Here is a 25,740-nt window from a genome sequence, read left to right on the forward strand (position 1 = left end):
CCTGCGGACCACGCTCAGCGCGGCCGTTGGGATGATCCTGCCTACCGCGCACGATCTGAATGCGGGCCGAACGCGCGCGGAGGCCCCCGCCCCCATAACATTCGACGCCGTGAAGGCGAAGGCGCGCACCCTGGCGGCAGGCCCCTACCGGGCGCCGCAGGACGATCTGCCGCCGGCCCTGGCGAGCCTGTCCTATGACGGCTACCGCGCCATCACCTTCCGGCCGGAGGCGAGCCTGTCCCTCGGGCGCCGCTTCTCGGCCCAGCTGTTCCATCGCGGCTTCCTGCAGCGCAAGCGCGTCGCCCTGTATCTTCAGCCCCGCGACGGCCCGGCCCGGGCCATCCCCTACGCGCCGGACCTGTTCGACCTCGGGCCGGACCTGGAGGGGCAGAGCTTCGCGCCGGATCTCGGCTTTGCCGGCTTCCGGCTGCACTACGCCTTCGCGGCCGACCGGCCGGGCGACCAGGAGGAATTCCTGGTCTTCCTCGGCGCCTCCTACTTCCGGCTGCGCGGGTTCGGCCAGGAATACGGGCTCTCGGCCCGCGGCGCCGCGATCCGCACCGGGGGACCGGGCGCGGAGGAATTCCCGGACTTCACCGCCTTCTGGATCCGTGAGCCGGACGCCGATTCCCGGAGCATCGAGATCTGGGCGCTGCTCGATTCCCCGAGCCTCGCCGGGGCCTACCGCTTCCGCGTGGCGCCGGGCGACCCCTCGGTGATGCGGGTCGAGGCGTCGCTGCATCCCCGCGCCGCCCTCGACCATCTCGGGCTCGCCCCCCTCACCAGCATGTTCCTGCACGGGGCGAACGGACCCGGCGGACGCGGAGCGGAGCCGTTCGACGATTTCCGCCCGCAGGTGCATGATTCCGACGGGCTGGCGGTGGCGACCCGGGGCGAGCGGCTCTGGCGGCCCCTGGTCAACGGCCGGGCGCAGCCGCAGATCTCGGCCTTCGGCGTCGACCCGCTGGAGGGCTTCGGCCTGCTCCAGCGCGCGCGCGACTTTCCCGCCTATCTCGACGTGCAGGCCCGGCACGAGGCCCGGCCCGGGCTCTGGGTCACGCCGGAATCGGGGTTCGGCGCCGGTGCGGTCCGGCTCTTCGAGATCCCGTCGCGCGAGGAGTACATGGACAACATCGTGGCGGCCTTCGTGCCCGGCGCCCCCGTCCCGGCCGGGAGCGAGCGGAGCCTGGCCTACACGCTCACGACGGTCGGCACGGAGCCGGCGAGCGTCGTGCCCGGCACCCTCGGCCGCGTGGTCTCGACACGGGTGGGTTCGGCCGAGCGCCTGCGCCCGACCACGCCGCCGAGCCCGGACCGACGCCTCTACGTCGTGGATTTCGAAGGGCCGGGCCTGCCGTCCGACCGCGGGGCGACCCTGTCCGCCGACGTTTCCGCCGGTGCCGGCACGATGGTCGACCCGGTGGTGGAATTCGTCCCCCAGACCGGCGGCTGGCGGCTCTACGTGGAGTGGCGGCCGCCGACGCCGCTCCCGCCCGGCGACGTGATCCTGCGCGCCCGCCTCGTCCGGGACGGCCGCGCCGTGACGGAGACCTGGGACGCCGTCGCCTGACGATCCGGCCGGGCCGCTCCCGGGTTTGACCGCCCGGTGGGCGGCCCTGTAGACACCCGGCCCCACCCGGAGACGCCCCATGGCCGCCATCAACACGAGTCTCGCCGCCGAACTCGGCGTCGCGGAATGGCAGGTGAAGGCCGCGGTCGACCTGCTCGACGGCGGCGCGACGGTGCCGTTCATCGCGCGCTACCGCAAGGAGGTCACCGGCACCCTCGACGACGCGCAGCTGCGCACCCTGGAGGAGCGCCTCGCCTACCTGCGCGACCTGGAAGCCCGCCGGGCCGCCGTGCTGGAGGCGATCGAGGCCCAGGGCAAGCTCGAGGCCGGCCTGAAGGCCCGCATCCTCGCCGCCGACACCAAGGCCCGGCTGGAGGACCTGTACCTGCCCTTCAAGGTGAAACGCCGGACGAAGGCGCAGGTCGCCCGCGAGGCCGGGCTCGAACCCCTCGCCGAAGCCCTCCTCGCCCGGCCCGAGCAATCCCCCGAGGGGGCCGCCCGGGCCTACGTGGATGCGGGCAAGGGCGTCGCCGACGTCGAGGCCGCCCTGGAGGGCGCGCGCGCCATCCTGATCGAGCGCTTCAGCGAGGACCCGGAGCTGGTCGGCGCGTTGCGCGAGACCGGCTGGCAGCGCGGCCGGATGGTCGCCACCGTGAAGGCCGGCAAGGCCGCCGCCGGCGAGAAGTTCGCGGATTACTTCGACTTCTCGGAAGCCCTCGCGAAGCTGCCCTCGCACCGCATCCTCGCCCTGTTCCGCGGCGAGAAGGAGGAGGTGCTCGACCTCGCCATCGCCGATGCGCTGGGCGACGCGCCGGCCAAGGGCCAGCCCGGATCGCAGGAACTGCGCATCGCCAAGACCTTCGGCATCCGCGACCAGGGCCGGCCGGGCGACGCCTTCCTGATGGAGACGGTCCGGCGCGCCTGGCGGACCCGCCTGAAGCCCGCCCTCGACACGGACCTGCGCGCCCGCCTCTGGGCGGTGGCCGAGGCCGGTGCGGTCACGGTCTTCGCCGGAAACCTGCGCGACCTCCTGCTCGCGGCCCCGGCGGGCGCGCGGCCGACCCTCGGGCTCGACCCGGGCTTCCGCACCGGGGTGAAGGTCGCGGTGGTCGATGCCACCGGCAAGGTGGTGGCCACCGACACGATCTACCCGCACGAGCCGCGCCGCGACTGGAACGGCGCCCTGATCGCCCTGGCCAAGCTCTGCCGGGCGCACGCGGTGGAGCTCGTCGCCATCGGCAACGGCACCGCCTCGCGGGAGACCGACAGGCTCGCCGCCGAGCTCATCGCCAAGCAGCCCGAGCTGAAACTCACCAAGGTGATGGTCTCGGAGGCCGGCGCCTCGGTCTACTCGGCCTCCGCCTATGCCAGCGCGGAGCTGCCCGAGCTCGACGTCTCGATCCGCGGCGCGGTCTCCATCGCCCGGCGCCTGCAGGATCCCCTGGCCGAGCTCGTCAAGATCGAGCCGAAGGCCATCGGCGTCGGCCAGTACCAGCACGATCTGGCCGAGGGGAAGCTCGCGCGCTCCCTCGACGCCGTGGTGGAGGATTGCGTGAACGGCGTCGGGGTCGACGTGAACACCGCGTCGGCGCCGCTGCTGGCGCGGGTCTCGGGCCTGACCGCGCGGGTCGCCTCCAACATCATCGTGCATCGGGACGCCCACGGCCCGTTCCGCAGCCGCGCCAGCCTGAAGAAGGTGGCGGGGCTCGGCCCCAAGGCCTACGAGCTCGCCGCCGGCTTCCTGCGCATTCGCGACGGGACCGATCCCCTCGACGCCTCGGGCGTGCACCCGGAGGCCTACCCGGTGGTGCGCCGGATCCTGGCCGCCACCGGCCAGCCGATCCAGGCGCTGATCGGCAATACCGGCGCGCTGCGGAGCCTGGACCCGAAAAAATTCACCGACGCGAGCTTCGGCCTGCCCACCGTCACCGACATCCTGTCGGAGCTGGAGAAGCCGGGCCGCGACCCGCGCCCGGCTTTCCGGACCGCGACCTTCCAGGAGGGCGTCGAGAAGATCTCCGACCTGAAGCCGGGCATGCGCCTCGAGGGCGTCGTCACCAACGTGGCGGCCTTCGGCGCCTTCGTGGATGTCGGGGTCCACCAGGACGGGCTGGTGCACATCTCGATGCTGGCCGACCGCTTCGTGAAGGACCCGCGCGAGGTGGTGAAGCCCGGCGACGTGGTGCGGGTGCGGGTGGTCGAAGTGGACCCCAACCGCAAGCGCATCGCCCTCACGATGCGCTCGGACGAGGCCGGCGCGCCGCGTCCCGCCCCCCGCCGCGAGGCGCCGGCCGCTCCACCGGCGCGACCCGCCCCGCGGGCGGCACCGGCTCCCGAGGCCGGCGGCGCCCTGGCCGAGGCCCTGCGGCGTGCGGCCCTCGCCAAGGGAATGCCGAAGCGCTGAGCGCCGCCCGTCCGCCCGGCGGTCGCCGCCGGAGACGGGTTCGGGGTCGGAACGGCCTCAGGGCGGGTCGAGGCTCAGTGGAAGAACGGCAGCGCGTGCGGCGCGTAGAGGCCGAAGCCGAGGAGGGCCAGCCCGGCGATGCCCAGGAGCCCGCCGCCGACCACCAGGGCGAAGATGCCGGTGATGACCTCCGCCGAGGCCAGCACGATGCCGATCTGGAAGGCGGCCGAGGCGAACTCGTAATGGTGGTAGCGGTGCAGGGCGAGGTCGCGCACCTCCTGCGAGTGCCGCGCCTTCTCGGCCAGTTCCTTGCGCCCCTCGCCGGTGGCGGGCTCGCTGTCCCAGCGGGCCATGGTCTTGGCCCACTCGGCGCGCTTGGCCTTCACCGCCTCGGAATTCGCCACCTCCGGCGGCAGCAGCGCCAGGGTCTCGTCGGCGGTCTTGAGGACGGTGCCCCGGATGGTGCGGGCCTGGAAATAGGCCCATTGGTTGGAGGCCTCGACATTGGCCCCGAGGGCATCGGTCTGCGCACCCTTCGCCAGGGTCTCGGCCAGCGCCAGGAACAGTGCCAGCACCGAGATCAGCAGCGCCACGCGCTTGTTCGAACTGCCGCCCGCTCCGTGACCACCCGACATGCTGCCTCCTCCTGATTTGGACGGCGGCAGTCACACCCGATCGCGCCGGCGAGCGCAAGACGCTTTCCCGTCAGTCCGGAAGACCGGCGCTAGTTCGGAAACACGTGGCCGCCGGTGATCCGCAGGCCCACCGGGCTGCCGGCGGCGAAGCGGTGGGTGTCGGCGGCCTCCACCACCACGGTCTTGCCCTCGGGCCGGTCGACCTCGATGCGCTGGCGCCCCTGGGTGCGGTAGGACGAGCGCACGAGGCCCTGGAGATGCGCCCCGTCGCCCTCGGCGAACTGGAGCTGCCAGGGGCGGGCATAGAGCTTGACCGGGCCGACGAGGCCGCCGGGGGCCCGCACCGGAGTCAGGCGGCCATCGACGCGGACCTCGCCCCCCTGGGCGATCGCCTCGACCTCGATGGTGTCGCCGAGGAACTTCAGCACGGTGGCCGAGACCGGCGCCTCCTGGACCTCGTCCGGCGTGCCGACCTGTTCCAGGCGACCCTTGTCGAGCACGGCGACCCGGTCGGAGAGCTCCAGGGCCTCGTCCTGGTCGTGGGTGACGAAGATGGTGGTCTGGCCGGTGCGGTCGTGGATCTCGCGCAGCCAGCGGCGCAGATCCTTGCGCACCTGGGCGTCGAGGGCGCCGAAGGGCTCGTCGAGCAGCAGGACGCGGGGTTCCACCGCCAGCGCCCGGGCGAGCGCGATGCGCTGGCGCTGGCCGCCGGAGAGCTGGCTCGGATAGCGGTCGGCGAAGCCGGAGAGCTTGATGAGGTCGAGGAGGTCGCCGACCCGGCGCTTGATCTCGGCCTTGGCCGGACGCTCGGACCGCTTCCGTGCGTTGAGCCCATAGGCGATGTTCTCGGCCACGCTCATGTGCTTGAACAGGGCGTAGTGCTGGAACACGAAGCCCACCGCGCGCTGCTGCACGGGGAGCCGGGTCGCGTCCTCGGCTCCGAACACGATGCGGCCGTCGTCGGGGAAATCGAGGCCCGCGATGATGCGCAGCAGCGTGGTCTTGCCCGAGCCCGAGGGGCCGAGCAGGGCCAGGAGTTCGCCGGCCCGCACGTCCAGCGAGAAGTCGTGCAGCACGGCGGCCGTGTCGAAGGTCTTCGAGAGGTTCTCGACGCGGATGGCGGTGGAGCCGCCCGTCCGCTCGGAGGCCCTTCCCTCAGTGGCCCCGGGCACCGGCCTTGATCTCGTCGGCGTAGCGCCATTCGAGGAGGGATTTGACGAGGAGGGTGACGAGGGCGAGGCCGGCCAGGAGGGAGGCGACGGCGAAAGCGGCAACGAAGTTGTACTCATTGTAGAGGATCTCCACGTGGAGCGGCAGGGTGTTGGTGAGGCCCCGGATGTGGCCGGAGACCACCGAGACCGCGCCGAATTCGCCCATCGCGCGGGCATTGCAGAGGAGCACGCTGTAGAGGAGGCCCCAGCGGATGTTGGGGAGCGTCACCGTCCGGAAGGCGTGCCAGCCGGAGGCGCCGAGCGTCAGGGCCGCCTCCTCCTCCGCCGTGCCCTGCTCCTGCATCAGCGGGATGAGCTGGCGGGCGACGAACGGGAAGGTGACGAAGATGGTCGCCAGCACGATGCCCGGCACCGCGAAGATGACCTGGAGGTCGTGGGCCAGCAGCCAGGGGCCGAGGAGCCCCTGCGCCCCGAAGACCAGCACGTAGATCAAGCCCGAGACCACCGGCGAGACCGAGAACGGCAGGTCGATCAGCGTGACCAGCAGGTTCTTGCCCCAGAACTCGAACTTGGCGATGGCCCAGGAGGCCATGATGCCGAAGACGAGGTTGAAGGGGACGGCGATGGCCGCCGTCAGCAGGGTCAGGCGGATCGCCGCGTGGGCGTCGGCCTCCGTGAAGGCGGCCAGGTAGGCGCCGAAGCCCTTGGCCAGCGCCTGGGCGAACACGGTGACCAGGGGCAGCACCAGGAACAGGGCCAGGAACAGGATCGCGACCGCGATCAGCAGGCCCCGGACCCAGAGCCCCTCGGTGACCACGCTGGCCGGCCGGGCCTCGGCCAGGGTGGCGGGGGCGAAGGTCTCAGACATAGCCGAATCTCCGTCGGCTCCAGGCCTGGATCAGGTTGATGGCGAGGAGGGTGAGGAACGAGATGCCGAGCATGATCGTCGCGATGGCGCAGGCGCCGCCGTAATCGTACTCGGACAGCTTGATGACGATGAGGAGCGGCGCGATCTCGGAGACGTAGGGCAGGTTTCCGGCGATGAAGATGATCGAGCCGTACTCGCCGACCCCGCGCGCGAAGGCGAGGGCGAAGCCCGTGAGCGCCGCCGGGATCAGCGGCGGCAGCACCACCCGCACCAGGGTGTGGACGCGGCCCGCCCCGAGGGTGGCCGAGGCCTCCTCGATCTCCTTGTCGATCTCGGCGATCAGCGGCTGCACGGTGCGCACGGCGAAGGGCAGGCCGATGAACACCATGGCGATGTAGATGCCCACCGGGGTGTAGGCCGCCTCGATCCCGAGCCGCGCCAGCTGCGCGCCGACGAGGCCGTTGGGGGCGTAGAGGGCGGCCAGCGCGATGCCGGCGACAGCGGTGGGCAGCGCGAAGGGCAGGTCGACCACCGCATCGACGATCTTGCGGCCGGGAAAGCGGTAGCGGGTCAGCACCCAGGCGATCAGGAAGCCGAACACCGAGGCGGTCAGCGCCGCCAGCAGCGAGACGCCGAAGCTGACCCGCAGGGCGCTGGCGACCCGCGGATCGGTGGCGACCTCCCAGATCCCCGACAGGCCGAGGCCGGAGGCCCGGGTGACCAGGGCCGCCAGGGGCAGCAGCACGATCAGGCCGAGGCAGGTGAGGGTGTAGCCGAAGGCGAGCCCGAAACCGGGGATCACGCTCGGGCGGAGAAAGCGCCGCTTGGCGCGCTTGGGCGGAGCCATGGGGGTATCCTGTTGCGATGTCGACCCCCCTCCGGGCGCGGGCATCGGGCCCGGCACAGGGAGGGGGCGACGGGGCGCGGCGTCAGCGTCCCGCCTTGCTCAGCTGGTCGAACAGACCCCCGTTGTCGAAATTCTTCTTCTGGATCTCGTCCCAGTCGCCCTGCAGATCCTCGATCTTGAACAGCTTCAGCTCGGGCAGCTGCGCCAGATCCTCGGGCTTGGCCGCCGCCCGGTTGAGCGGACGGTAATGGTGCTTGGCGAAGATGGCCTGCGCCCGGTCCGAATAGAGGAACTGGAGATAAGCCTCCGCCTGCTTGCGGGTTCCCTTCTTGTCGACATTGGCGTCGACCAGGGCGACCGGCGGCTCGGCGTAGATCGAGGTCGGCGGCACCACGACATCGAACTTGTCGCGGCCGAATTCCTCGAAGACGAGATAGGCCTCGTTCTCCCAGGTGGGCAGCACGTCGCCCAGGCCCCGCTGCGCGAAGGTCACGGTCGAGCCGCGGGCGCCGGTGTCGAGGACGGGAACGTTCTTGTAGACGTCGCCCACGAAGGCATTGGCCTTGTCGGCGTTCCTGCCCTCCTTCTCGTAGGCGTAGCCCCAGGCCGCGAGGAAGTTCCAGCGCCCGCCCGCCGAGGTCTTGGGGTTCGGCGTGATGACCTTGATGTCGGGCTTCACGAGGTCGCCCCAGTCCTTCACGCCCTTCGGATTGCCCTTGCGCACGAGGAACACCACCGTGGAGGTGTAGGGCAGGCCCTGGTTGGGCAGCTTGGTGCGCCAGTCGGGGACGATCTTCTTCGAGATCCGGCTGATCGCGTCGATGTCGGACGGGATGCCGAGGGTCACCACGTCGGCCGGGATGCCGTCGATCACGGTCCGGGCCTGCGAGCCCGAGCCGCCATGGGCGGCACGCACCGTGAGCGTCTCGCCGGTCTTGGCCTTCCACTCCTCGGAGAAGGCCGCGTTGATCTCGCGGTAGAGTTCGCGGGTCGGATCGTAGGAGACGTTCAGGAGCTCGGTCTGGGCGCAGGCCAGGGTGGGCGCGAGCAAGGCCGCGGCGAGGCCGGCGCCGAGCAAGAGCGCATGGCGGCGGGGGCGTCCGGTGGTCCGGGAAGAAGTCTCGCTCACGGGTGGGCTCCGAATCTGGCTTAAGCGGCCGGAGCGGAAGCAATCGCCTCGCGGCTCCGGCGAGGCTGGTTTCGTTCGTTTTAACGAACGTTGTCAAGCGCCGCGGCTCAGCGGAACAAGGCGGTCGGAGCAGTTCCGTTCCCCGCACTCGCGCAGGCAGAGGATAATTTTTCGCAATGGAGAACGGCATCCTCTCCCTGAATGGCCAAAGAGAAAAATCCGTTCGTCGACCGAAGGTTCTATAGAAAGAACGTTGCGTCGGATTTTATCGTGTCACGGGACGCTGGCCGGTGCGGCGCGGGCGTGCCAGGGCGGCTGTCGGCCGGGCTTTGCCGCGCGCCGATCGGTCGAGGGCCGGACTCTCGGAGCGCGACGCGTCGCGGCGTGCCGATGCCGGCGCCGCGGTCGTCCCGAAACCGGGCCGACGCATGACGCGGCCCAGCGACCGAACGGCGCGGGCGGAAGAAGGGATCGGTGCGTTAGAAGGTTCGTGCGCGCCGGCCTCGCGCTTCGGCGCGAGGCGTCCGGCCGCTCAGTCCGCCGCGACGGCGATCAGCGAGAACAGGGACGCCAGCAGGATGTTGCCGACGACGACGAGGGCGAGCGTGATCATGGAGCGGCTTCATGTGAGCGCGCCGCGGAGTGCAGGCGCGCATCGGATCAACGCTCAACTAGCCGTCCCGGCGTGAACCGTCAGTGAATTCCCGCACAGGAGGGGGAAACATCCGGAAACGCGGTAAACGCGCCACACCTCCTGCGCTCAGCGCTTGCTCTTGCCGAGGCGCGCGAGCAGCGCCTCGAGCCGGGCGCCCGGCGGATCGGCCAGGATGTCGGCGTAGACGCTGCGCAGGGCGTGCCCGAGGTGACGACGGATGCCGGGGCTCAGCGTCGGCATGACGGGACGCGCCGCATCCGGATCTGGCTCGTATTCGCTTCGGGTCTTGGGCATCAATCGGACCCCGGCCTCGGCCACCCGCGGCCTGCCCGAGGCAGATGCGGTCGAAGCGTGACAATCGCACCGATCGGTTAAGGATTGGCTGACGCTACGCGGACCCGCATCGGTCGCCGCCCCAGCGGGGGCGACACCCTATCAAAGGTTGTCAAGCGCATCGGATCGAACGGCAGCGCAAAAAAAACCTCCGCCGCCGACCGCATGGGGAAACAGCGACCGGACAAAGACTTGGCCGTTCGGGACCGGGACGCCCGAGGGTCGGGATGGCTAACGGACGGTTTCCGGTTGTGGACGAATCCGGTCAGATTCGCTTACAACATCCAAGCTCACGGCGCCGCAGAGTGGTTGTTTTCGAACTCCCGCAACCAACAACGGGAATTATAACCGGCATGCAGAATATTACCATTACAGATCGAGAACGTGATGCTGTATTAGCCGCGCTTCGCTATTATCAATTCTATCGGCTCCAGGGACATCCGTTCAGTCCGCATCAGGATCACCTGATCGACGCAATTGCGAGCGATTCAGGCAATGCCCTCGATCTCGCGGAGATTGATGATCTTTGCGCCGGCTTGCACGGCAACGATCACGCCCTCGCGGCCGTCACCAGCGCCTGACGTCGTCGCCTGGGCGCGGGGCGAACGCCGCCCGACACCCGCGCCGGCCCCTGATGACGGGGCCAGCGCTTCACCGGCGCCTCAGGGCGCGCTGTCCACCTGCTTCTGCGCCCGATCCACCGCCTCGCCACAGGCCTTGGCATCGCCCTTCGTGTCGGCGGTCCGCGCCTCGTCGAGGGCCACCTTCGCCTGCATCGCCTTGTCGCCGCCCTTCCCGGCCTCCGCCGACTTCTCCGGGGGCGCGGCCTCGGCCGAGGCGCTGCCGCCGCTTCCCGTGACACCCTGGCCGCCCCGGGCGCTGGCCGCGGCCTTGCCGCTGGTGTTGGCGGAAATCGCCTCCTTGGCCAGATCCTTCACCGGCCCCTCCAGCTTCGCGATCCGGTCGCCGCAGGGCGAGGCGAGGGCGGGCGCCGCACCCGCGGCGAGGAGACCGGCGGCGAGACACCCGGCAGCGGGCCACACGAAACGCGTCATCGATTGCTGTCCTTGATTCGGACGGTGGGGCCGGCCCGACCGGGCCGCCTTCGTCGCGGGGTCAACCCACGGGAGGGAGGCCGGGCTCCCTTCGCGGGGCGGGAAATGCGAGGGCAGAGGAAGCCAAGGCCAGAGAAGCGAAGCCGGGAGGACACCCGCCGACGCGGCCCCATCGGCACGACACGGCGATGGAGGTCGTCTCACCGGGCGCCCGACGCCCCCTGCGAGGCGGTCCCCGGAGCGGATGTCGGCCGGAGACGACGCGGGGCGCAGGACGGCGTGCGGCCGCCCTGCGCCCCGGGACCTTCCCCGAGAATCGTGCCCGACCGCCTGGGGTCGGGGCACGTCTCGAGACTTTCGTTTCGACGCGCTTTCCTCCGACGAACCGGCCACCACTTCGCCGGACGGCGCGCCCGGCAGGGGCCGGCGATCCCCGATCAGGCGCTCAGCTGATCGCGAATCGGCAGCTGCCGGATGCGCCGGCCGGTGGCGGCGAAGATCGCGTTGGCGATCGCCGGGGCCACGGGGGGCACGCCGGGCTCGCCGACGCCGCCCAACGGAGCGCCGAAGTCCGGATTCGGCAGCAGGTGGACGTGGATCTCCTTCGGGGCCGCGTCGATGCGGGTGATCTCGTAGCCGTCGAAGTTGTTCTGCTGCGCGCGTCCGTCCTTGAAGGTGATCTCGGCCGAGAGCGCGAGGCCCATGCCCATGACGACCGCGCCCTCCATCTGCGAACGGATCCGCTCCGGATTGACCTGCGGCCCGCAATCGACGGCGATGTCGACGCGCTTGACCTGCACCTCGCCCTTGGGGCCGACCGCCACCTCCGCCGCCACCGCCGTGTGGGTGACGAAGCTGTAGTGGCCGGCGATCCCGAGGCCGGTGCCCTTCTCCATCTTCCGGCCCCAGCCGATGCCCTTGGCGGCCGCCTCGATCACGCGGCGCAGGCGCCCCGTGTCGATCGGGTAGCGGGCCGGATCCTCGCCGTAGTTCCAGACGTCGCTGATGCTCGTCGGGTCGATGACCCGGTCCGGGCCGATCAGCGCGAGCAGGTACGCCTTCGGGTCCTTGCCCGCCGCGTGGGCGAGCTCGGACACGAAGGACTGGATCGCGAAGGCGTGCGGGATGTTCGAGACCGAGCGGAACCAGCCGATGCGCACGTGGGCATCCGCCGCCGGATTCTCGAGGCGGATGTTGGGCACGGCGAACGGCGTGTTGGTCAGCCCCATGCCGAGCTCGAAGGGCAGCTCGTGCTTCGGATCGGGCGCGAAGATCGACCCGATGGTGGGCGCCGCCGAGCGGTGCAGCCAGGCGACCGGCATGCCCTTGTCGTCGAGCCCGGCTTCCAGGCGCTCCACCGAGATGGTGTGGTAGTAGCCGTGATGGAGGTCGTCGTCGCGGGTCCAGATCAGCTTGACGGGTGCGCCGTCCACGGCCTGGCTGCAGAGCGCGGCCTCCAGCACGTAGTCGGGCTTGGACTTGCGGCCGAAGCCGCCGCCCAGCAGCGTCACGTTCACCCGCACCTTGTCGGCGGGCAGGTTCAGCTTCTTGGCGAGGCGGTCATGGGTCGCCTGGGGCGCCTGGGTGCAGGCCCAGGCCTCGCAGAACCCGTCCTTGATCCGCACGGTGGCGGCCGGCGGCTCCATCGGGGCCTGGACGAGGTGGGGCACGAAGTACTCGGCCTCGAGCTTCGTCTTGGCCTTGGCCATCGCGCCCGCGACGTCGCCCTGGTCGCGCACGACCTTGCCGGGCGCGCGCGCCGCCTTCTCCAACTCGCCCCGGAAGGCCACGGAATCGTAGCCGGCGTTCGGACCGTCGTCCCAGGTGATCTTGAGGGCCTCGCGGGCCTTCATCGCCGCCCAGGTGTTCTCGGCCACCACGGCGACGCCGCCGACGGGCTGGAATTCGGACGGGATCTCGGGCGCGTCGATCTTGAAGATCTTGACCACGCCGGCGACCTTCCGGGCCTCGCTGTCGTCGAAGCTCACCACCTTGCCGCCGTAGACGGGCGGGCGGGCGACGAGGGCGTAGAGCATCCCGTCGAGGCGGGTGTCGATGCCGTACTGCGCCTTGCCGGTGGTGAAGTCGTGGTTGTCGATGAGGCCGATCTTGCCCTTGCCGATGTAGCGGAAGGCGTCCTGCTTCTTCAGCGTCACGCTCTCGCGGGCCGGCACCGGCAACTCGGCGGCGGCGGCCGCCACCTCGCCGTAGCCGAGGCTGCGCTTCGACTTGGCATGGGTGACGACGTGGTTCTCGGCCTTCACCTCGGCGGCGGGCACGCCCCACTGCTTGGCGGCGGCCTGGACCAGCATGGCGCGGGCCGCGGCGCCGGCGTGGCGCAGGTGCGGGAAGAAGTGGCGGAGCGACCGCGAGCCGTCGGTGTCCTGGTTGCCGAAGCGGGCCTCGTCACCCCAGGCCTGGGCGACCTTCACCTTCGACCAGTCGGCGTCGAGCTCGTCGGCCACCACCAGCGCGACCGAGGTGCGTACGCCCTGGCCCATCTCGGAGCGGTGGCAGGTCACCGTCACGGTGCCGTCGGCGGCGATCGCCACGAACACCTTCGGGTCGTCCTGCCAGCCATGCGGCATGGCGTCGGCGCCGTACTTCTTGGGCTCGTCCGTCTTGTCCTCGGCCCGGGCGGAATCGCGCCAGGACAGGGCGAGCACGAGGGCGCCCATGCCGCCGAGCAGGGCGCGGCGGCTGACATTGGCGAGCGCGCTCGGCGCGGTCTGGTCGATTTCGGGTCCGGCCGGCGCGGCGGCGCGGTCCGCCATGGTCTGAGCTTCGTGGATCACAGGCGCTCTCCCTTGTTCGCGGCCGGTGCTTGACCGGCGGCCTGGTGGATCGCGGCGCGGATGCGCGGGTAGGTGCCGCAGCGGCACAGGTTCCCGCTCATCGCCTCGTCGATCTGCGCGTCGGTGGGCTTCGGGGTGTCGGTGAGGAGGGAGGCCGCCTGCATCATCTGCCCGCACTGGCAGTAGCCGCACTGCGCCACGTTGAGGTCGCGCCAGGCGACCTGGACCGGATGGTTGCCGTCGGGGGACAGGCCCTCGATGGTGACGACGGTCTGCCCCTCGGCGGCCGAGACGGGGGTGACGCAGCCGCGCACGGCCGTGCCGCCGACATGGATGGTGCAGGCGCCGCAGAGGGCCTGCCCGCAGCCGAACTTGGTTCCGGTAAGCCCGACCTCGTCGCGCAGGTACCAGAGCAGCGGCATGTCGGGGTCGCCGTCGAAGCTGCGCTCAGCTCCGTTCACGGTCAGTTTGATCATCGGTGTATCCTGTCATGGATCAGGCCACGGGCCGGTCGGGATCGGCGTCACGCCAATCCGTCAACCGGCGGGAAGCCGTCGGGGTCACATGTCGGGCGTCGGGGGCGTTGGCCGCCCCCCGGAAGGGTCCTGAAGGCACGGCGGCGGATCCGGCTCTCTCGGGAGAGCCGTCGCAGCGCACGAAGCCCCCACGCCCCGTACCTCGGAATGAATACAATTAAACGCTCGGTCCGTTGCGGCGCAACCGGACAGCCCCGCCCTCATCCGTCACGGATTCGTCGATCCGGCTTTCATGTGCTGTTGCGCACGGGCCGAGGAAGAAGATCCGATCCCAGGCGCGGGTTCGCGCGTTCATTCGCCCACCTCTCGGCCGAATCCGAGAAGAACCGTCCGTTCCGGTCCGTATTCCCTCAGGTTTCGACGAGGCCGGTGCTGGCGCCCGACGCCTCGGAATCACCCGCGCCATGCGGCAGGGCGAGGTATTCCGACGAGTGCATCTCGATCAGCCTTGAGACCGTGCGGTCGAATTCGAAGGCCTCGCGGCCCTCGGTGCCCGTGTAGAGGTCCTGCGGCTCGGCGGCGGCCGAGGCGACGAGCTTCACGTGCGCGTCGTAGAGGGTGTCGACCAGGGTGATGAAGCGCTTGGCCTCGTTCCGGTTCTCCGGTCCCATCACGGGGATGTCGGAGACGATCACCGTGTGGAAGGCGCGGGCTACCGCCATGTAGTCGGAGGCGCCGAGGGGCCGGGCGCAGAGGTCGGCGAAGCCGAAGCGGGCGACGCCGCCGGTCTCCTCGGGCACCGGGACGTCGTGCCCCTTCACCCGCAGGGTCGCGGGCCGGCCCTTCGCCTTGCCGGTGAGCCCCTTGAAGGCGGCCGCCAGGGCGGCCTCGGCCGCGGCATCCGCGGGGACGTGGTAAACGGAGGCGCCCCCGAGCTTCTCCAGCCGGAAATCCGTGCGGGAATCGAGGCGCAGCACGTCGACCCGCTCCTGTAACTCGGCGATGAAGGGCAGGAACAGGGCGCGGTTCAGGCCGCCCTCGTAGAGCCGGTCGGGCTCGACGTTGGAGGTCGCCACCACGGTGACGCCGCGCTTGAACAGGGCGCCGAACAGGCGGCCGAGGATCATCGCGTCGGCGATGTCGGTGACGGTGAACTCGTCGAAGCAGAGCAGCGTCGCCTCGTCGGCCAGGGCGTCGGCGACCACGGGGATCGGGTCGTCGCCCTTGGCGGTGCCGGCCTTCAGCGCCTGGCGGTGGGCGTGGATGCGCTCGTGCGCGTCGGCGAGGAAACCGTGGAAGTGCACCCGGCGCTTCGGCTCGGGGGCGGCCTCGTGGAAGAGGTCCATCAGCATGGTCTTGCCGCGCCCGACCGAGCCCCAGATGTAGAGTCCCTTCGGCGGTGTCGCGGCGTCGTCCCGGCGGCCGAACAGCCAGCCGAGGGCGCTGCCCTTGCGGGCGCGCTTGCGCCGGCCGAGCTCCTGCACCAGGCGGTCGAGGGCACGCACGAGATGGATCTGCGCCGGGTCGCGCTCGATGGCCGCCGCGCGGACCAGGGCCTCGTAGCGGTCGGCGACCGGACCGGGGGACGCGGCGCCGGCCTTGGCCTGGCTCGACGGCTCGAAACCCGGAGGGGAGGGGGCGTTCACGGCGTGGGCGACCTGTTCGCGAAGGGATCGGGTTCGGGACCGAGGGGCCGGCGGGCACGCCGGTCTGACGCGGTCACCAGCCCGGATCAAGTCCCGAAGACCGTTCCGGCGTCGGACGCGCTGCTGCCGGTCGCTTTGCTGCATTGCACAAACATGGCAGCGATGCCAAATCTGGTGCGCCTTGAGGGAGGCTACGCCCGGAACCGGCGCGCCGCGCGCGCCCTGAAACCGGAGACCGGCACCCGATGCCCGATACGCATCCGACCCTACACCCGCTCATCCGCCGCCTCTGGCCCAACGATGGCCCGGCGGTGGAAGCCTATTTCCTGCGGCTCGATCCGGAGACCCGCGCCAGCCGCTTCATGGGCGCCCTGAGCGACGCGGCCGCCGTCGCCTATGCCCGTAAAGCCATGGGCGCCGAGGGCCTGATGTATGGCAGCTTCGTCGATGGCACCCTGCGGGGTCTGGGCGAATTGCGGCCGGCCTCCGCGCCGCCGCCCGGCTTCGCCCTCGGCACCGAGGCGGAGGCCGCCTTCGCCGTGGAGCGGGCGTTTCGCCGCAACGGCCTCGGTCAGGCCCTGTTCGGCCGCATCGCCGCCGCCGCGCGCAACCGCGGCGTGCGCGACCTGCACGTGCGCTGCCTGCCCTGGAACCGGCCGATGCGGGGCCTGGCCACCAAGGTGGGCGCGGACCTGCGCATCACCGGCGGCGAGGCGGACGGCGCCCTGCACCTCGCGCGCCCGACCCCGGTCTCCCTGTGGCAGGAGGGCGTCACCGAGGCGGTGGATTTTACCCTCGCCCTCACGGCGGCGTGAGCCCGGCTTTGCCGGCCCCCGTCCCGGGGCTATCGTCGCCCACGACACGCCGCCCGGACGCGCTCCGCGCGTCCGCATCGGCCAAGGGCACATCATGATCGACGTATCGCGGCGGAGCCTGTCCGCCCTCCTCGCCTGCATCGCCCTCCTGCCGGGCGTCGCGCGGGCCCAGACCCGCCCCGATACCCGGGCGATGACCTGCGCCGAGGCCTCCGCCCTGGTGGCCCGGGCCGGCGCCATCGTGCTGAGTACGGGGCCGGTGACCTACGCGCGCTTCGTGCGCGACGGCGGGTTCTGCCCGCTGCCGGAAACCACACAACCGTCCTGGGAGATCACCCGGGACGACCCGAAGTGCTTCGTCGGCTACACCTGCCGCGACAAGTTCAACGAGGGTCAGGGCCGCGACTGAGACCGGCGCGCCCGGCCCCGTCGCCGCCCCGCACGGGGTCTCACGGCCAAGCTGCCATGTTGCCGCCCCGCCCTCTGCCGATGCTCTCGGCCGAGACCCGTTCCGCCAGAGGACGGGCTCGCCGACGCGGGGCGTAGTCATGGACCTGAGCGAGACCTCCCACACCACCCGCCCCGCGAGCCGGCCGGCCGAGGCGCGCCTCGAGCGCTCCGTGGCCGATGCCCTGCGCATCATCAGGGCCGCCTGCGACGAGCGGAACGAAGCCCCGGTGAAGGCCGCCCGGCGCCACCTCGCCGAGATCTACGGCGCGACCCGCCTCAGCCGGCAGCGCGAGCGCCGGAGCGCCTCCGCCTGAGGTCCTCTCACCGGGCCGGCCGCTCGGCGAGCCAGATGGTGTGGCGCGCGCCGCGCGACCGCCCGGCCCGGACGCCGACCGCCTCGACTCGGAAGCCGCCCCGCGCCAGGCGCTGGGTGAAGGCGGGATCGGGATGGGCCGACCACACCGCCAGGACGCCGCCCGGGCGCAGCGCCGCTCGCGCGGCGGCGAGGCCCGCGGCGTCGTAGAGCCGGTCGTTGGCGCGGCGCGTCAGGCCGTCGGGACCGTTGTCGACGTCGAGCAGGATCGCGTCGTAAGCGCCGCGCCCGGAGCGGATCACCTCGGCGACATCCCCCACCCGTGCCTCGGCGCGGGGATCCGACAGCGCCCCGGAGGACAGGTGCGCCAGGGGTCCCCGACCCCAGTCCAGCACCGCCGGCACGAGCTCGGCCAGCACGATCCGGGCCTCCCCGGGCAGCGCGTCGAGGGCGGCCCGGAGGGTGAAGCCCATGCCGTAGCCGCCGATCAGCCAGCAGGCCTTCGCCCGTGCCCCGAGTCGCTCGGCGGCCAGGGTCGCCAACGCCTCCTCGGAGCCGCTGAGCCGGCTGTTCATCAGCTCGTTGTGGCCGAGCTGGATCGAGAATTCGGTGCCCCGCTGCAGCAGGCGCAGGGCGGCCGATCCGCCCGGGACGGGCGCGGTGTCGAGGACGACCCAGGGGATCATGATGCGGGCTGGCCGGGGGGACGGATCATGCCATCCCGCTAGCACGCGACGACCGGATCACGCGACACCGCGACGCCGACGCCTTCCCCCCGCGCGTCGCGGGGGGAAGGGGCCGTGCGGGTTAGAACAGCCCTTCGATCTGCCCGTCGGCGTCGAGGTGGATTCCCTCCGAGGCCGGGACCTTGGGCAGGCCCGGCATGGTCATGATCTCACCGCAGATCACCACGACGAAGCCGGCTCCCGCCGAGAGACGCACGTCGCGCACCGCGATGAGGTGGCCCGAGGGGGCGCCCATCAGGCTCGGATCGGTGGAGAACGAGTACTGCGTCTTGGCCATGCAGACGGGCAGGTGCCCGTAGCCGTCCTTCTCGAACTGGGCGAGCTTGGTGGCGGCCTTCGATTCCACCTGGATGTCGCCGGCGCCGTAGAGCTTGGTGGCGATGGCGAGGATCTTGTCGGTGAGCTTGGTCTCGGTCTCGTAGACGAAGTTCAGGGGCTTCTGCTCGCCCTCCGCCAGCTTGACCACCGCATGGGCGAGTTCCTCGGCGCCGGCGCCGCCCTCCGCCCAGTGCCTGCAGGTGATGGCCTCGACCTGGAGCCTGTCGCGGCACAGCTCCTTCAGCTTGGCGTGCTCGGCATCGGTGTCGGCGTAGAAGTGGTTGACGCCGACGACGACGGGCAGTCCGAAGCTGCGCACGTTGGTGACGTGGCGCGCCAGGTTCGCGAACCCCTTCTCCAGGGCGTCGAGGTTCTCGGAGCCGAGTTCCTTCTTCGAGACGCCGCCATGCATCTTGAGGGCGCGCACGGTGGCGACGATCACCACCGCGGAGGGCTTCAGGCCCGCCTGGCGGCACTTGATGTCGATGAACTTCTCCGCGCCGAGATCGGCGCCGAAGCCGGCCTCCGTGACCACGTAGTCGCCGAGCTTGAGGCCCGCGCGGGTGGCGATCACCGAGTTGCAGCCATGGGCGATGTTGGCGAAGGGGCCGCCGTGGATCAGGGCGGGATTGCCCTCCAGGGTCTGCACGAGGTTGGGCTGGAGGGCGTCCTTCAGGAGCACCGTCATGGCGCCCGTGGCCTTGACGTCCTTGAGCGTCACGGGCTTGCGGTCGCGGGTCTCGGCGATGACGATGCGGCCGAGGCGGGCCTCGAGGTCGTCGAGGTCGCGCGCGAGGCAGAACACCGCCATGACCTCCGAGGCCACGGTGATGTCGAAGCCGTCCTCGCGGGGAAAGCCGTTGGCGACGCCGCCCAGCGACTGGGTGATGGCGCGCAGGGCCCGGTCGTTCATGTCGACCACCCGGCGCCAGTGGATGCGGCGCACGTCGATGTTGAGCTCGTTGGCCCAGTAGACGTGGTTGTCGATGAGGGCGGCCGCCAGGCTGTGTGCGGAGGTGATGGCGTGGAAGTCGCCGGTGAAGTGCAGGTTGATCTGCTCCATCGGCACGACCTGGGCCTTGCCGCCGCCGGCCGCGCCGCCCTTCATGCCGAAGCAGGGGCCGAGCGAGGGCTCGCGCAGGCACGCCACCGTCTTCTGGCCGACGCGGTTGAGCGCGTCCGCGAGGCCGACCGTGGTGGTGGTCTTGCCCTCGCCGGCCGGCGTCGGGCTGATCGCCGTCACGAGGACGAGCTTGCCCTCGGGCTTGGCCTCCAGGGACTTGATGAAGGCGTGGTCGATCTTGGCGATGTGCCGGCCGTAGTGGTGCAGCGCGTCGTCCGGGATGCCGATCCTGGCGGCCACGTCGGTGATCGGCTGAAGCGTGGCCGCGCGCGCGATCTCGATATCTGAGGGCATGGTTGCGTTTCTCCCGGATTGTTCTCGTGCGCCCGGGACCGGCACGTGGCCGCATCCCGTCCGCTGGCGTTCGTCGTCTGCCGCCAGGACCGGATCCGCCGACGTTGGGCCGTGCGGATCGGCCGAACGGCCACGCATCATCGATCGCATCAGTTTGCGTGAACGGACAAGCAAAAGCGCGTCGGAAATTTTGAATTTGCAGGCAAAAATTTGTTTGGGATCAGATCTCCGTCAGCCCGTCATGGCACTGGCCGTGTATCCGGCCTCGGTCAGAGCCTCGGCGATGCTCAGGGCCTGGGCGGTCGTCGTCACCGCGACGCGGCCGTGGTCGAGGTCGACCGCGACCCGGGCCTCGGGATCGAGGCGCTGGATGGCCCGGCGCACCGCCGCCGCGCAGCCGTCGCAGGTCATGCCCTCCACCTGCATCAGGAGGTCCGATGGCGTCGCGTCCATGAGGTTCGCTCCGGGCTTCTCGTTCCGCGACGCGCATTGTGGCGCACGGACCCGTCGATGCAAGCTGCGCCGCAACGCCGATGACCGGAACCGCAAGTCACGGTTCGGGAAAATCACAGTTCGGGAAAATCCGTTTCCAGGGCCGGCCCATGGCTTGTCGGACAGCGGCGTCTCGGCAACAAAAGGGGCTGCGGACCGGCCCAGGCCGGAACGGCACCCGTATTCTCCCCTGGTTTCGAGGATCGAAGACTCCGATGGCCCGGATCGTCGGCCGGCGTACGAGCCTGTGGGCCCTCGTTCTGCTCGGGCTCTGCCTTCTTGGACCGCTGGCGGTCTTCTCCCCGCTCGGGGCGAGCCTCGGGCTGGCCGGGATCGGGCTGGCGGCGGCCCTCGTCGCCCATCGCCGGGCCGGCAGGCTCAATGCCCGCTGCGAGAAGCTGTCGGGCGAGGTCGACGTGCTCTCGCAGCGCCTGGTCCGGTTGGAGACGGTCACCCGCGCCCTGGCCGAGCAGCAGGTCCGCGCCGTCGATGCCGGAACCCCCGCTGGCGCACCCGCACCCGCGCCCGGTCCGGACAGCCGCGACCTCAGCGCCGGCATCGAGGAGGTCACGGCCGAGATCGGCCTCCTCAGCGGCATCGTGCGCGAGCTCGCGGCCGTGGTCGCGGCACAGGACGGCGAGATCGCCGGCCTCAAGGCCGCACCCGCCCCGGCTCCGGTTGCCCCGCCCTCAGCCCCCCCGCCCCGCCCGGCGCCGCGGGTCGTCGCCCCCGATCCCGACCTGCGCGCGGAACCGCGCTTCGAGGCGCCGCCGCCCCGTCGCGCGGACTCAGCCCCGGCCGCCCCCTGGACGCCGCGGGCCCTGTCCCGGGCCGACGCCCCGGCCCGCGACCCCGAGCGCGATGCCGCCCTGATCGCCGCCTTCGACGCGGCCGGCCTCGAGGTCCACCTCCAGCCCATCGTGTCGCTGCCCCAGCGCAAGGTGGTGTCCTACGAGGCGATGGCGCGCCTGCGGCTGGCCGGCGAGACCCTGATGCCGGAGGCGTTCGTGCCGGTACTGGAGCGCCACGGGCGGACCACCGACCTCGACCGCCGCATGATCCAGCGCGTCGCCACCATCGCGCAGCACCTCGCCGGACGGGGCAGCCAGGCGGCGGTGGCCTACGGCCTGTCGCCGCGTTCCCTGTTCGAGCCGGGCTTCCTGCGCTCCCTGGGACGCCTCGTCGAGGGCGTGCCGGACCTGTCGGGCCGGGTCATGCTGGCCCTGCCCCAGGTGAGCTGGCGCAGCCTCGACGCCGAGCAGGCCGGCGCGCTGGCCGACCTGCGCGGCCGCATCGGCTTCATCCTGGACCGGCCCCTCGACCTGCGCCTCGATCCCCTGGCCCTGGCCGACCGCGGGGTCGCGCAGGTGAAGGTCCCGGCGGACCTGCTCCTGCGCCCGGACTCGCGCCAGGCGATGCCCGACATCGCCCTCGAGGACCTCGTGGCCGCCCTGGGGCGCGCCGGCATCCGCCTCGTCGCCGAACGGGTGGAACGCGAGACCGACGTGCCCGACCTCATCGAGCTCGACGTGCCCCTGGCCCAGGGCAGCGTGTTCGCGCCGGCCCGGGTAGTGCGCGCCGAGGTGCTCAACGCGGCCCCGCCGGCGCCCGAGCCGGGTCCGCCGAACGAGGATCCGGAGCCGCCGCCCCAGCGCAGACCCTTCCGCGACTTCCTGCGCCGGGCCGGCTGAAATCCGTGCGGCGTTGATTTTCCCGGACGTCCCGCCTAACCGGACCGCGCTCCCCGCCACGTCCGCCGTCCAGGTTGAGGCCCGCCGCATGCCCGATACGCCCGCACGCCCCGCTGCGCCCCGGCCCGTCCCGACCCTCGCCGGCTTCGCCGCGATCGCGACGGATCACGACCTGATTCTGTGCGACGTCTGGGGCGTGCTGCACGACGGCACCCACGCGCATCGGGGCGCCAGCGACGCGCTGATCCGCTTCCGCGCCCTGCCGGAGGCCGGGCGGCCGCGCCGGGTGGTCCTCGTCTCGAACGCGCCGCGTCCCTGGGCCGGCGTGCAGGCGATCCTCGACGGGTTCGGCGTGCCCCGCGGCGCCTACGACGCGATCCTGACCTCGGGCGACCTGACGCGCAGCCTGATCGCGGCTCACCCCGGGGAGCGCGTCCACCACCTGGGGCCGGAACGCGACGCCACGATCTTCGACGGCCTCGACGTGACCCTGGTCGCGGTGGCGCAGGCCGAGCGCGTCGTCTGCACCGGCCTGTTCGACGATACCTGCGAGACCGCCGAGGATTACCGTGGGACGCTGGAGGAGATGCGGGCCCGGGACGTGCCGATGATCTGCGCCAATCCCGACCTCGTGGTGGAGCGCCGGGGCGAGCTCATCCCCTGTGCGGGACTGATCGCGGAAGCCTACGCGGCGATGGGCGGTGCGGTGACCTATGCGGGCAAGCCCCATCGCCCCGTCTACGAGGCGGCGCTGGCGCTGGCGGGCGGCCTGGACGACCGGGCGCCGCCGGAGCCGGCCCGGACCCTCGCCATCGGCGATGCCCTGCGCACCGACATCGCGGGCGCGTCCGCGTTCGGAATTCCCAGCCTGCTGGTGGCGCGCGGCATCCACGCCGAGGAACTCGGCGTCTCCGCGGCGCACGCGACCCTCGGCGACATCGCCGGCTGGCTCGACCGCCAGGCGGTCCGGCCGGACGCGGTGATCGAGCGCCTGATCTGGTGATCAGGCGAACAGGGCGTCGATCTCGTCCTGGGCGACGGCCGGGCCGTGGAGCTGCGGGCCGTTGAGGATGAGGAGTTCGTTGCGGACCCGGCGCTCGACCTCTTCCGGATCGATGCCGCCCTCGTCCTTGGCCTTGACGGCGCTGGCGAAGCGCGAGAGCCGGCTCTCGAGGTGGCGCAGGGCCTCCACCACCTTGGCGATGCGCTGCCCGGTGATGTCCTGGAAGGTGCAGGCCTCGAAGATGTCGTTCATCCGCGCCTCGACGGTGGCGCGGTAGTTCCGGTCGTCGGGCAGGCCGAGGATCTCCTCGGCCGTGTTCATGATGGCGTTCGTGGCACCCGCCGTGGCGGCCACCACGCTGCCGAGCTCCTCGTGCGCCATCGGCAGGCGGTCCCGGGTGAGCTCGTTGGCCCGCAGCGCGGCGATCTCGTTGCGCAGGTGGGCGATGTAGTCCGCGATCTCGACAAGCTCGCGGATCAAGGACGGCTTATCCGGCGCGGGTCTCACTGTCCGCGCCTGCTTGGCGAGTGCCATGGGCTCCCGGCTCCCCGAATGCGGTGTTCCTGGTCTGCGGTCCCGAGCGATCAGGCGCCGCAGACGGCTTCGATCTTGCTCTTGAGCGTCGCGGCGTTGAACGGCTTGACGATGTAGTTGTTCACGCCCGCCTTCTTGGCGGCGATGACGTTCTCGGTCTTCGATTCGGCGGTGACCATGATAAACGGGGTGGTGCGCAGGGCCTCGTCGGCGCGGACGTGGCGCAGCAGCTCGTAACCCGTCATCGGCTCCATGTTCCAGTCGGAGATCACGAGGCCGTACTTGCGGTTCTTGAGCCGGGCGAGGGCAGCGGTGCCGTCGGAGGCGTCGTCGACCTCCTCGAAGCCGAGCTGCTTGAGCAGGTTGCGGATGATACGGACCATCGTCTGATAATCGTCGACGACGAGGATCGGCATGCCGAGATCGAGGGCCATGGGTCGGTGTGCTCCGTCGGGGGAGGGCCCGTGCCGGGGCACGGCCCTCCGGGAATGGGCCGGAGCGCCAAGGTTTGGGCGCCCCTTGGCGATGAAACTACGCAGCATCGCATTGCGAAGCGGTTAACTGCCCGGCGGTCCGGGCCTGCGCGTGACCCGGCGTGGCCGAGATGCACCGCGTCCGCCTTGACAAGCCCGTCGCCCTCGCACCCATGCGGACGGCATGTCCCTCGCTCCGCGCCTGCCCGACACCGCCGATTCCGCGTCGTCCAGCCTCGACGCCTTCGCCCGGGAGACCCTGGCCGACCTCGACGCGCGCGCCCTGCGCCGCCGTCTCGTCGACACCGCCCGCGGTCCCGGGCCGGTCGCGCACCGCGCCGGCCGGAGCCTGGTCTCGTTCTCCTGCAACGACTATCTCGGCCTCTCCGACGACCCCCGGGTGATCGCCGCCGGCCAGGAGGCGCTGGCGCGCTACGGGGCCGGAGCCGGAGCCTCCCGCCTCGTCACCGGCAACCATCCCGTCCTGACCGCCCTGGAGGCCCGGCTCGCGGCCCACAAGGGCAAGGAAGCGGCCCTCGTCTTCGGCAGCGGGTACATGGCCAATCTCGGCATCGTGCCGGCCCTGGCCGGCACCAAGGATCTGGTCCTCGTCGATGCGCTCGGCCATTCCTGCCTGTTCGCGGGCGCGCAGGTCTCGGGGGCGACGATGCTGCGCTTCCGCCACAACGACGTCGGCCACCTGCAGGAGATCCTCGCCGCGCGCCGGGGCCGGCACGGGCGGGCGTTGATCCTGACCGAGCGGGTCTTCAGCATGGACGGGGACCGCGCCCCCCTCGCGGCCATCCTGGAGGTCGCCGCCGCCCACGATGCCTGGACCCTGGTGGACGATGCCCACGGTCTCGGCGTGGTGGAGGCGGGAGCCCGGGCGCCCCTCGAAATGGGCACCCTGTCGAAGTCGCTGGGCTCTTACGGCGGCTATCTCTGCGCCTCGCGCGACGTCGTCGACCTGATGACGAGCCGGGCCCGCAGCTTCGTCTACACCACGGGCCTCCCGCCCGCCTCGGCGGCCGCGGCCCTGCGCGCCCTCGAGATCGTCGAGGCGGAGCCCGAGCGGGCGGCCCGGCCCCTGGCCCTGGCCCGCCGCTTCACCGCGCGGCTCGGCCTGCCCGAGGCGGAGAGCCCCATCGTGCCCGTCCTGGTCGGGGCGGCGGAGGCGGCCCTGGCGCTCTCGGCCGCCCTGGAGGCGCACGGCTACCTCGTCGTGGCCATCCGCCCGCCGACGGTGCCGCCCGGCACGGCCCGGCTGCGGGTGGCGTTCTCGGCGGCGCACGAGGCGGCTCAGGTCGACGGCCTCGCCGATGCCCTGCGCGCGCTCGGCATCGGCCCGCAGGGCGCCCGCGCCCTGAGCCGGATGCGAGCTCAGGAGTTGGAGCGGGCTTCGCCGGCCCCGTGATGCCTGTCCCGGAGCTGGTTCGAGCGCTCCCGCGCCCGCCGGCGCTGGGCCGAGAACCCGATCCAGCGCGTGACCAGCGGGCCGCGGCGGCGTACGACCGGCCCCGTGGACCCGCTCTCGCCGGGCTCCGCTGCCTCGCCCTCGAGGCGGGCCTCGTCGGCGGACTCGTCGTGACCGAAGGCTTCGGGATGGGTCTTTTCCGTCACAACCGTGAGTCTCCCCCGGGACGCCTGGGTGTTGCCGTTGGCGGGCAGGACGATGCGCGAGAGCACGACGGGGCGGCCGTCCGCCTGGACGTCCGGACGGTCGGACGCAGCGTCGCCGGGCGGGACGCGGGGGGATCGGATCTTGCGAATGTCAGCGGTCATCTCGCCTGTTGCCACCTGCGCGAGATCCAGCGCGGCGCGCCGCGCGCGCCCGTGATCCCGTCCCGCCGCGCGGCCCGGCGTTCGGGTCCTGCAGCGTATGCAACACCATAATCAATCCCGC

The 25,740-nt window shown here is 71.6% G+C and carries 25 protein-coding genes; 9 read left to right on the top strand and 16 right to left on the bottom strand.

What is annotated here, in order from left to right; translation table 11 throughout:
- The first annotated feature begins 94 nt into the window (after positions 1-94).
- Together ASF49_RS11650 and ASF49_RS11655 are read left to right on the top strand one after the other, a co-directional pair.
- Complete coding sequence (locus tag ASF49_RS11650; protein WP_244472829.1) at positions 95-1,570, top strand: glucan biosynthesis protein; 1,476 nt, start codon at positions 95-97, stop codon at positions 1,568-1,570.
- 79 nt (positions 1,571-1,649) lie between these two features.
- Positions 1,650-3,974: a Tex family protein gene (locus tag ASF49_RS11655; RefSeq protein WP_056472519.1), complete on the top strand. Its 2,325-nt coding sequence runs from the start codon at positions 1,650-1,652 to the stop codon at positions 3,972-3,974.
- A gap of 74 nt (positions 3,975-4,048) precedes the next feature.
- Here ASF49_RS11655 and ASF49_RS11660 read toward each other — a convergent pair whose 3' ends face one another.
- From ASF49_RS11660 to ASF49_RS11685, 6 genes are all read right to left on the bottom strand, one after another.
- Complete coding sequence (locus tag ASF49_RS11660; protein WP_056472524.1) at positions 4,049-4,609, bottom strand: DUF4337 domain-containing protein; 561 nt, start codon at positions 4,607-4,609, stop codon at positions 4,049-4,051.
- An 89-nt stretch (positions 4,610-4,698) separates the two neighbouring features.
- Positions 4,699-5,781 (bottom strand): sulfate/molybdate ABC transporter ATP-binding protein, encoded by a 1,083-nt coding sequence (locus tag ASF49_RS11665; protein WP_272481503.1) that lies wholly within the window; start codon positions 5,779-5,781, stop codon positions 4,699-4,701.
- Positions 5,765-6,649, bottom strand: coding sequence for a sulfate ABC transporter permease subunit CysW (gene cysW / locus ASF49_RS11670; protein WP_056472527.1), 885 nt, complete (start codon positions 6,647-6,649; stop codon positions 5,765-5,767). The genes ASF49_RS11665 and cysW overlap by 17 nt, the downstream gene beginning before the upstream one ends.
- On the bottom strand, positions 6,642-7,496 hold the full coding sequence (cysT, locus tag ASF49_RS11675) for a sulfate ABC transporter permease subunit CysT (protein ID WP_056472530.1): 855 nt from the start codon (positions 7,494-7,496) through the stop codon (positions 6,642-6,644). The genes cysW and cysT overlap by 8 nt, the downstream gene beginning before the upstream one ends.
- Positions 7,497-7,578: 82 nt before the next feature.
- Positions 7,579-8,625, bottom strand: coding sequence for a sulfate ABC transporter substrate-binding protein (locus tag ASF49_RS11680; protein WP_082511156.1), 1,047 nt, complete (start codon positions 8,623-8,625; stop codon positions 7,579-7,581).
- A gap of 760 nt (positions 8,626-9,385) precedes the next feature.
- The gene (locus ASF49_RS11685) at positions 9,386-9,574 is read right to left on the bottom strand and encodes a hypothetical protein (RefSeq protein ID WP_056472535.1); all 189 of its coding nucleotides are present in this window, start codon (positions 9,572-9,574) and stop codon (positions 9,386-9,388) included.
- A gap of 392 nt (positions 9,575-9,966) precedes the next feature.
- Between ASF49_RS11685 and ASF49_RS23055 the strand changes: the two genes are divergently transcribed.
- On the top strand, positions 9,967-10,194 hold the full coding sequence (locus tag ASF49_RS23055) for a hypothetical protein (RefSeq protein WP_082511158.1): 228 nt from the start codon (positions 9,967-9,969) through the stop codon (positions 10,192-10,194).
- An 81-nt stretch (positions 10,195-10,275) separates the two neighbouring features.
- On the opposite strand, the gene ASF49_RS11690 is transcribed toward ASF49_RS23055, so the two are convergent.
- The 4 genes from ASF49_RS11690 to zapE form a co-directional block, all read right to left on the bottom strand.
- Entirely contained in the window at positions 10,276-10,668 is a 393-nt protein-coding gene (locus ASF49_RS11690; protein WP_056472538.1) for a hypothetical protein, read from the bottom strand.
- A gap of 437 nt (positions 10,669-11,105) precedes the next feature.
- Entirely contained in the window at positions 11,106-13,463 is a 2,358-nt protein-coding gene (locus tag ASF49_RS11695) for a xanthine dehydrogenase family protein molybdopterin-binding subunit (RefSeq protein ID WP_056472541.1), read from the bottom strand.
- Entirely contained in the window at positions 13,460-13,939 is a 480-nt protein-coding gene (locus tag ASF49_RS11700) for a (2Fe-2S)-binding protein (RefSeq protein WP_056472544.1), read from the bottom strand. The genes ASF49_RS11695 and ASF49_RS11700 overlap by 4 nt, the downstream gene beginning before the upstream one ends.
- 410 nt (positions 13,940-14,349) lie before the next feature.
- Positions 14,350-15,585, bottom strand: coding sequence for a cell division protein ZapE (gene zapE, locus ASF49_RS11705; RefSeq protein ID WP_056472547.1), 1,236 nt, complete (start codon positions 15,583-15,585; stop codon positions 14,350-14,352).
- 245 nt (positions 15,586-15,830) lie between these two features.
- On the opposite strand from zapE, the gene ASF49_RS11710 reads away from it, so the two are divergent.
- From ASF49_RS11710 to ASF49_RS11720, 3 genes are all read left to right on the top strand, one after another.
- On the top strand, positions 15,831-16,400 hold the full coding sequence (locus tag ASF49_RS11710; RefSeq protein WP_056472553.1) for a GNAT family N-acetyltransferase: 570 nt from the start codon (positions 15,831-15,833) through the stop codon (positions 16,398-16,400).
- Positions 16,401-16,494: 94 nt separating this feature from the next.
- On the top strand, positions 16,495-16,809 hold the full coding sequence (locus ASF49_RS11715; RefSeq protein WP_056472556.1) for a hypothetical protein: 315 nt from the start codon (positions 16,495-16,497) through the stop codon (positions 16,807-16,809).
- 139 nt (positions 16,810-16,948) lie between these two features.
- Positions 16,949-17,164, top strand: a complete 216-nt coding sequence (locus ASF49_RS11720; protein WP_056472559.1) for a hypothetical protein — start codon at positions 16,949-16,951, stop codon at positions 17,162-17,164.
- Positions 17,165-17,171: 7 nt separating this feature from the next.
- Here the strand turns inward: ASF49_RS11720 and ASF49_RS11725 are convergent, their stop codons facing one another.
- From ASF49_RS11725 to ASF49_RS11735, 3 genes are all read right to left on the bottom strand, one after another.
- Positions 17,172-17,849: a spermidine synthase gene (locus ASF49_RS11725; RefSeq protein WP_056472561.1), complete on the bottom strand. Its 678-nt coding sequence runs from the start codon at positions 17,847-17,849 to the stop codon at positions 17,172-17,174.
- A gap of 121 nt (positions 17,850-17,970) precedes the next feature.
- A complete protein-coding gene (locus tag ASF49_RS11730; protein ID WP_056472564.1) occupies positions 17,971-19,644 on the bottom strand; it encodes a formate--tetrahydrofolate ligase in 1,674 nt (557 codons plus the stop codon).
- Between the two features lie 231 nt (positions 19,645-19,875).
- On the bottom strand, positions 19,876-20,097 hold the full coding sequence (locus ASF49_RS11735) for a heavy-metal-associated domain-containing protein (RefSeq protein WP_056472567.1): 222 nt from the start codon (positions 20,095-20,097) through the stop codon (positions 19,876-19,878).
- Between the two features lie 254 nt (positions 20,098-20,351).
- Between ASF49_RS11735 and ASF49_RS11740 the strand changes: the two genes are divergently transcribed.
- Positions 20,352-21,827, top strand: a complete 1,476-nt coding sequence (locus tag ASF49_RS11740) for an EAL domain-containing protein (RefSeq protein WP_056472569.1) — start codon at positions 20,352-20,354, stop codon at positions 21,825-21,827.
- An 88-nt stretch (positions 21,828-21,915) separates the two neighbouring features.
- On the top strand, positions 21,916-22,830 hold the full coding sequence (locus ASF49_RS11745; protein ID WP_056472572.1) for a TIGR01459 family HAD-type hydrolase: 915 nt from the start codon (positions 21,916-21,918) through the stop codon (positions 22,828-22,830).
- Here ASF49_RS11745 and ASF49_RS11750 read toward each other — a convergent pair whose 3' ends face one another.
- Together ASF49_RS11750 and ASF49_RS11755 are read right to left on the bottom strand one after the other, a co-directional pair.
- On the bottom strand, positions 22,831-23,364 hold the full coding sequence (locus ASF49_RS11750) for a protein phosphatase CheZ (RefSeq protein WP_056472575.1): 534 nt from the start codon (positions 23,362-23,364) through the stop codon (positions 22,831-22,833). It lies immediately after the preceding gene.
- A 50-nt stretch (positions 23,365-23,414) separates the two neighbouring features.
- The gene (locus tag ASF49_RS11755; protein ID WP_018046001.1) at positions 23,415-23,798 is read right to left on the bottom strand and encodes a response regulator; all 384 of its coding nucleotides are present in this window, start codon (positions 23,796-23,798) and stop codon (positions 23,415-23,417) included.
- A 223-nt stretch (positions 23,799-24,021) separates the two neighbouring features.
- Here ASF49_RS11755 and ASF49_RS11760 point away from each other — a divergent pair, with 223 nt between their 5' ends.
- Positions 24,022-25,251, top strand: a complete 1,230-nt coding sequence (locus ASF49_RS11760) for an aminotransferase class I/II-fold pyridoxal phosphate-dependent enzyme (protein WP_056472578.1) — start codon at positions 24,022-24,024, stop codon at positions 25,249-25,251.
- On the opposite strand, the gene ASF49_RS11765 is transcribed toward ASF49_RS11760, so the two are convergent.
- Positions 25,218-25,619 carry a hypothetical protein gene (locus tag ASF49_RS11765; RefSeq protein ID WP_056472582.1) on the bottom strand — a complete coding sequence of 134 codons (402 nt, stop codon included), beginning with the start codon at positions 25,617-25,619 and terminating at the stop codon, positions 25,218-25,220. The genes ASF49_RS11760 and ASF49_RS11765 overlap by 34 nt on opposite strands.
- Positions 25,620-25,740 lie beyond the last annotated feature (121 nt).

The organism is Methylobacterium sp. Leaf104, from assembly GCF_001422885.1.
GTDB lineage: Bacteria > Pseudomonadota > Alphaproteobacteria > Rhizobiales > Beijerinckiaceae > Methylobacterium.

What these genes read in the sequence shown, in the direction of transcription:
- ASF49_RS11655 (WP_056472519.1), top strand. Translation starts at nt 1,650, where the DNA reads ATGGCCGCCATCAACACGAGTCTCGCCGCCGAACTCGGCGTCGCGGAA.
- ASF49_RS11660 (WP_056472524.1), bottom strand. Translation starts at nt 4,609, where the DNA reads ATGTCGGGTGGTCACGGAGCGGGCGGCAGTTCGAACAAGCGCGTGGCG.
- cysW (WP_056472527.1), bottom strand. Translation starts at nt 6,649, where the DNA reads ATGTCTGAGACCTTCGCCCCCGCCACCCTGGCCGAGGCCCGGCCGGCC.
- cysT (WP_056472530.1), bottom strand. Translation starts at nt 7,496, where the DNA reads ATGGCTCCGCCCAAGCGCGCCAAGCGGCGCTTTCTCCGCCCGAGCGTG.
- ASF49_RS11685 (WP_056472535.1), bottom strand. Translation starts at nt 9,574, where the DNA reads ATGCCCAAGACCCGAAGCGAATACGAGCCAGATCCGGATGCGGCGCGT.
- ASF49_RS23055 (WP_082511158.1), top strand. Translation starts at nt 9,967, where the DNA reads ATGCAGAATATTACCATTACAGATCGAGAACGTGATGCTGTATTAGCC.
- ASF49_RS11690 (WP_056472538.1), bottom strand. Translation starts at nt 10,668, where the DNA reads ATGACGCGTTTCGTGTGGCCCGCTGCCGGGTGTCTCGCCGCCGGTCTC.
- ASF49_RS11700 (WP_056472544.1), bottom strand. Translation starts at nt 13,939, where the DNA reads ATGATCAAACTGACCGTGAACGGAGCTGAGCGCAGCTTCGACGGCGAC.
- ASF49_RS11710 (WP_056472553.1), top strand. Translation starts at nt 15,831, where the DNA reads ATGCCCGATACGCATCCGACCCTACACCCGCTCATCCGCCGCCTCTGG.
- ASF49_RS11715 (WP_056472556.1), top strand. Translation starts at nt 16,495, where the DNA reads ATGATCGACGTATCGCGGCGGAGCCTGTCCGCCCTCCTCGCCTGCATC.
- ASF49_RS11720 (WP_056472559.1), top strand. Translation starts at nt 16,949, where the DNA reads ATGGACCTGAGCGAGACCTCCCACACCACCCGCCCCGCGAGCCGGCCG.
- ASF49_RS11725 (WP_056472561.1), bottom strand. Translation starts at nt 17,849, where the DNA reads ATGATCCCCTGGGTCGTCCTCGACACCGCGCCCGTCCCGGGCGGATCG.
- ASF49_RS11730 (WP_056472564.1), bottom strand. Translation starts at nt 19,644, where the DNA reads ATGCCCTCAGATATCGAGATCGCGCGCGCGGCCACGCTTCAGCCGATC.
- ASF49_RS11735 (WP_056472567.1), bottom strand. Translation starts at nt 20,097, where the DNA reads ATGGACGCGACGCCATCGGACCTCCTGATGCAGGTGGAGGGCATGACC.
- ASF49_RS11740 (WP_056472569.1), top strand. Translation starts at nt 20,352, where the DNA reads ATGGCCCGGATCGTCGGCCGGCGTACGAGCCTGTGGGCCCTCGTTCTG.
- ASF49_RS11745 (WP_056472572.1), top strand. Translation starts at nt 21,916, where the DNA reads ATGCCCGATACGCCCGCACGCCCCGCTGCGCCCCGGCCCGTCCCGACC.
- ASF49_RS11750 (WP_056472575.1), bottom strand. Translation starts at nt 23,364, where the DNA reads ATGGCACTCGCCAAGCAGGCGCGGACAGTGAGACCCGCGCCGGATAAG.
- ASF49_RS11755 (WP_018046001.1), bottom strand. Translation starts at nt 23,798, where the DNA reads ATGGCCCTCGATCTCGGCATGCCGATCCTCGTCGTCGACGATTATCAG.
- ASF49_RS11760 (WP_056472578.1), top strand. Translation starts at nt 24,022, where the DNA reads ATGTCCCTCGCTCCGCGCCTGCCCGACACCGCCGATTCCGCGTCGTCC.
- ASF49_RS11765 (WP_056472582.1), bottom strand. Translation starts at nt 25,619, where the DNA reads ATGACCGCTGACATTCGCAAGATCCGATCCCCCCGCGTCCCGCCCGGC.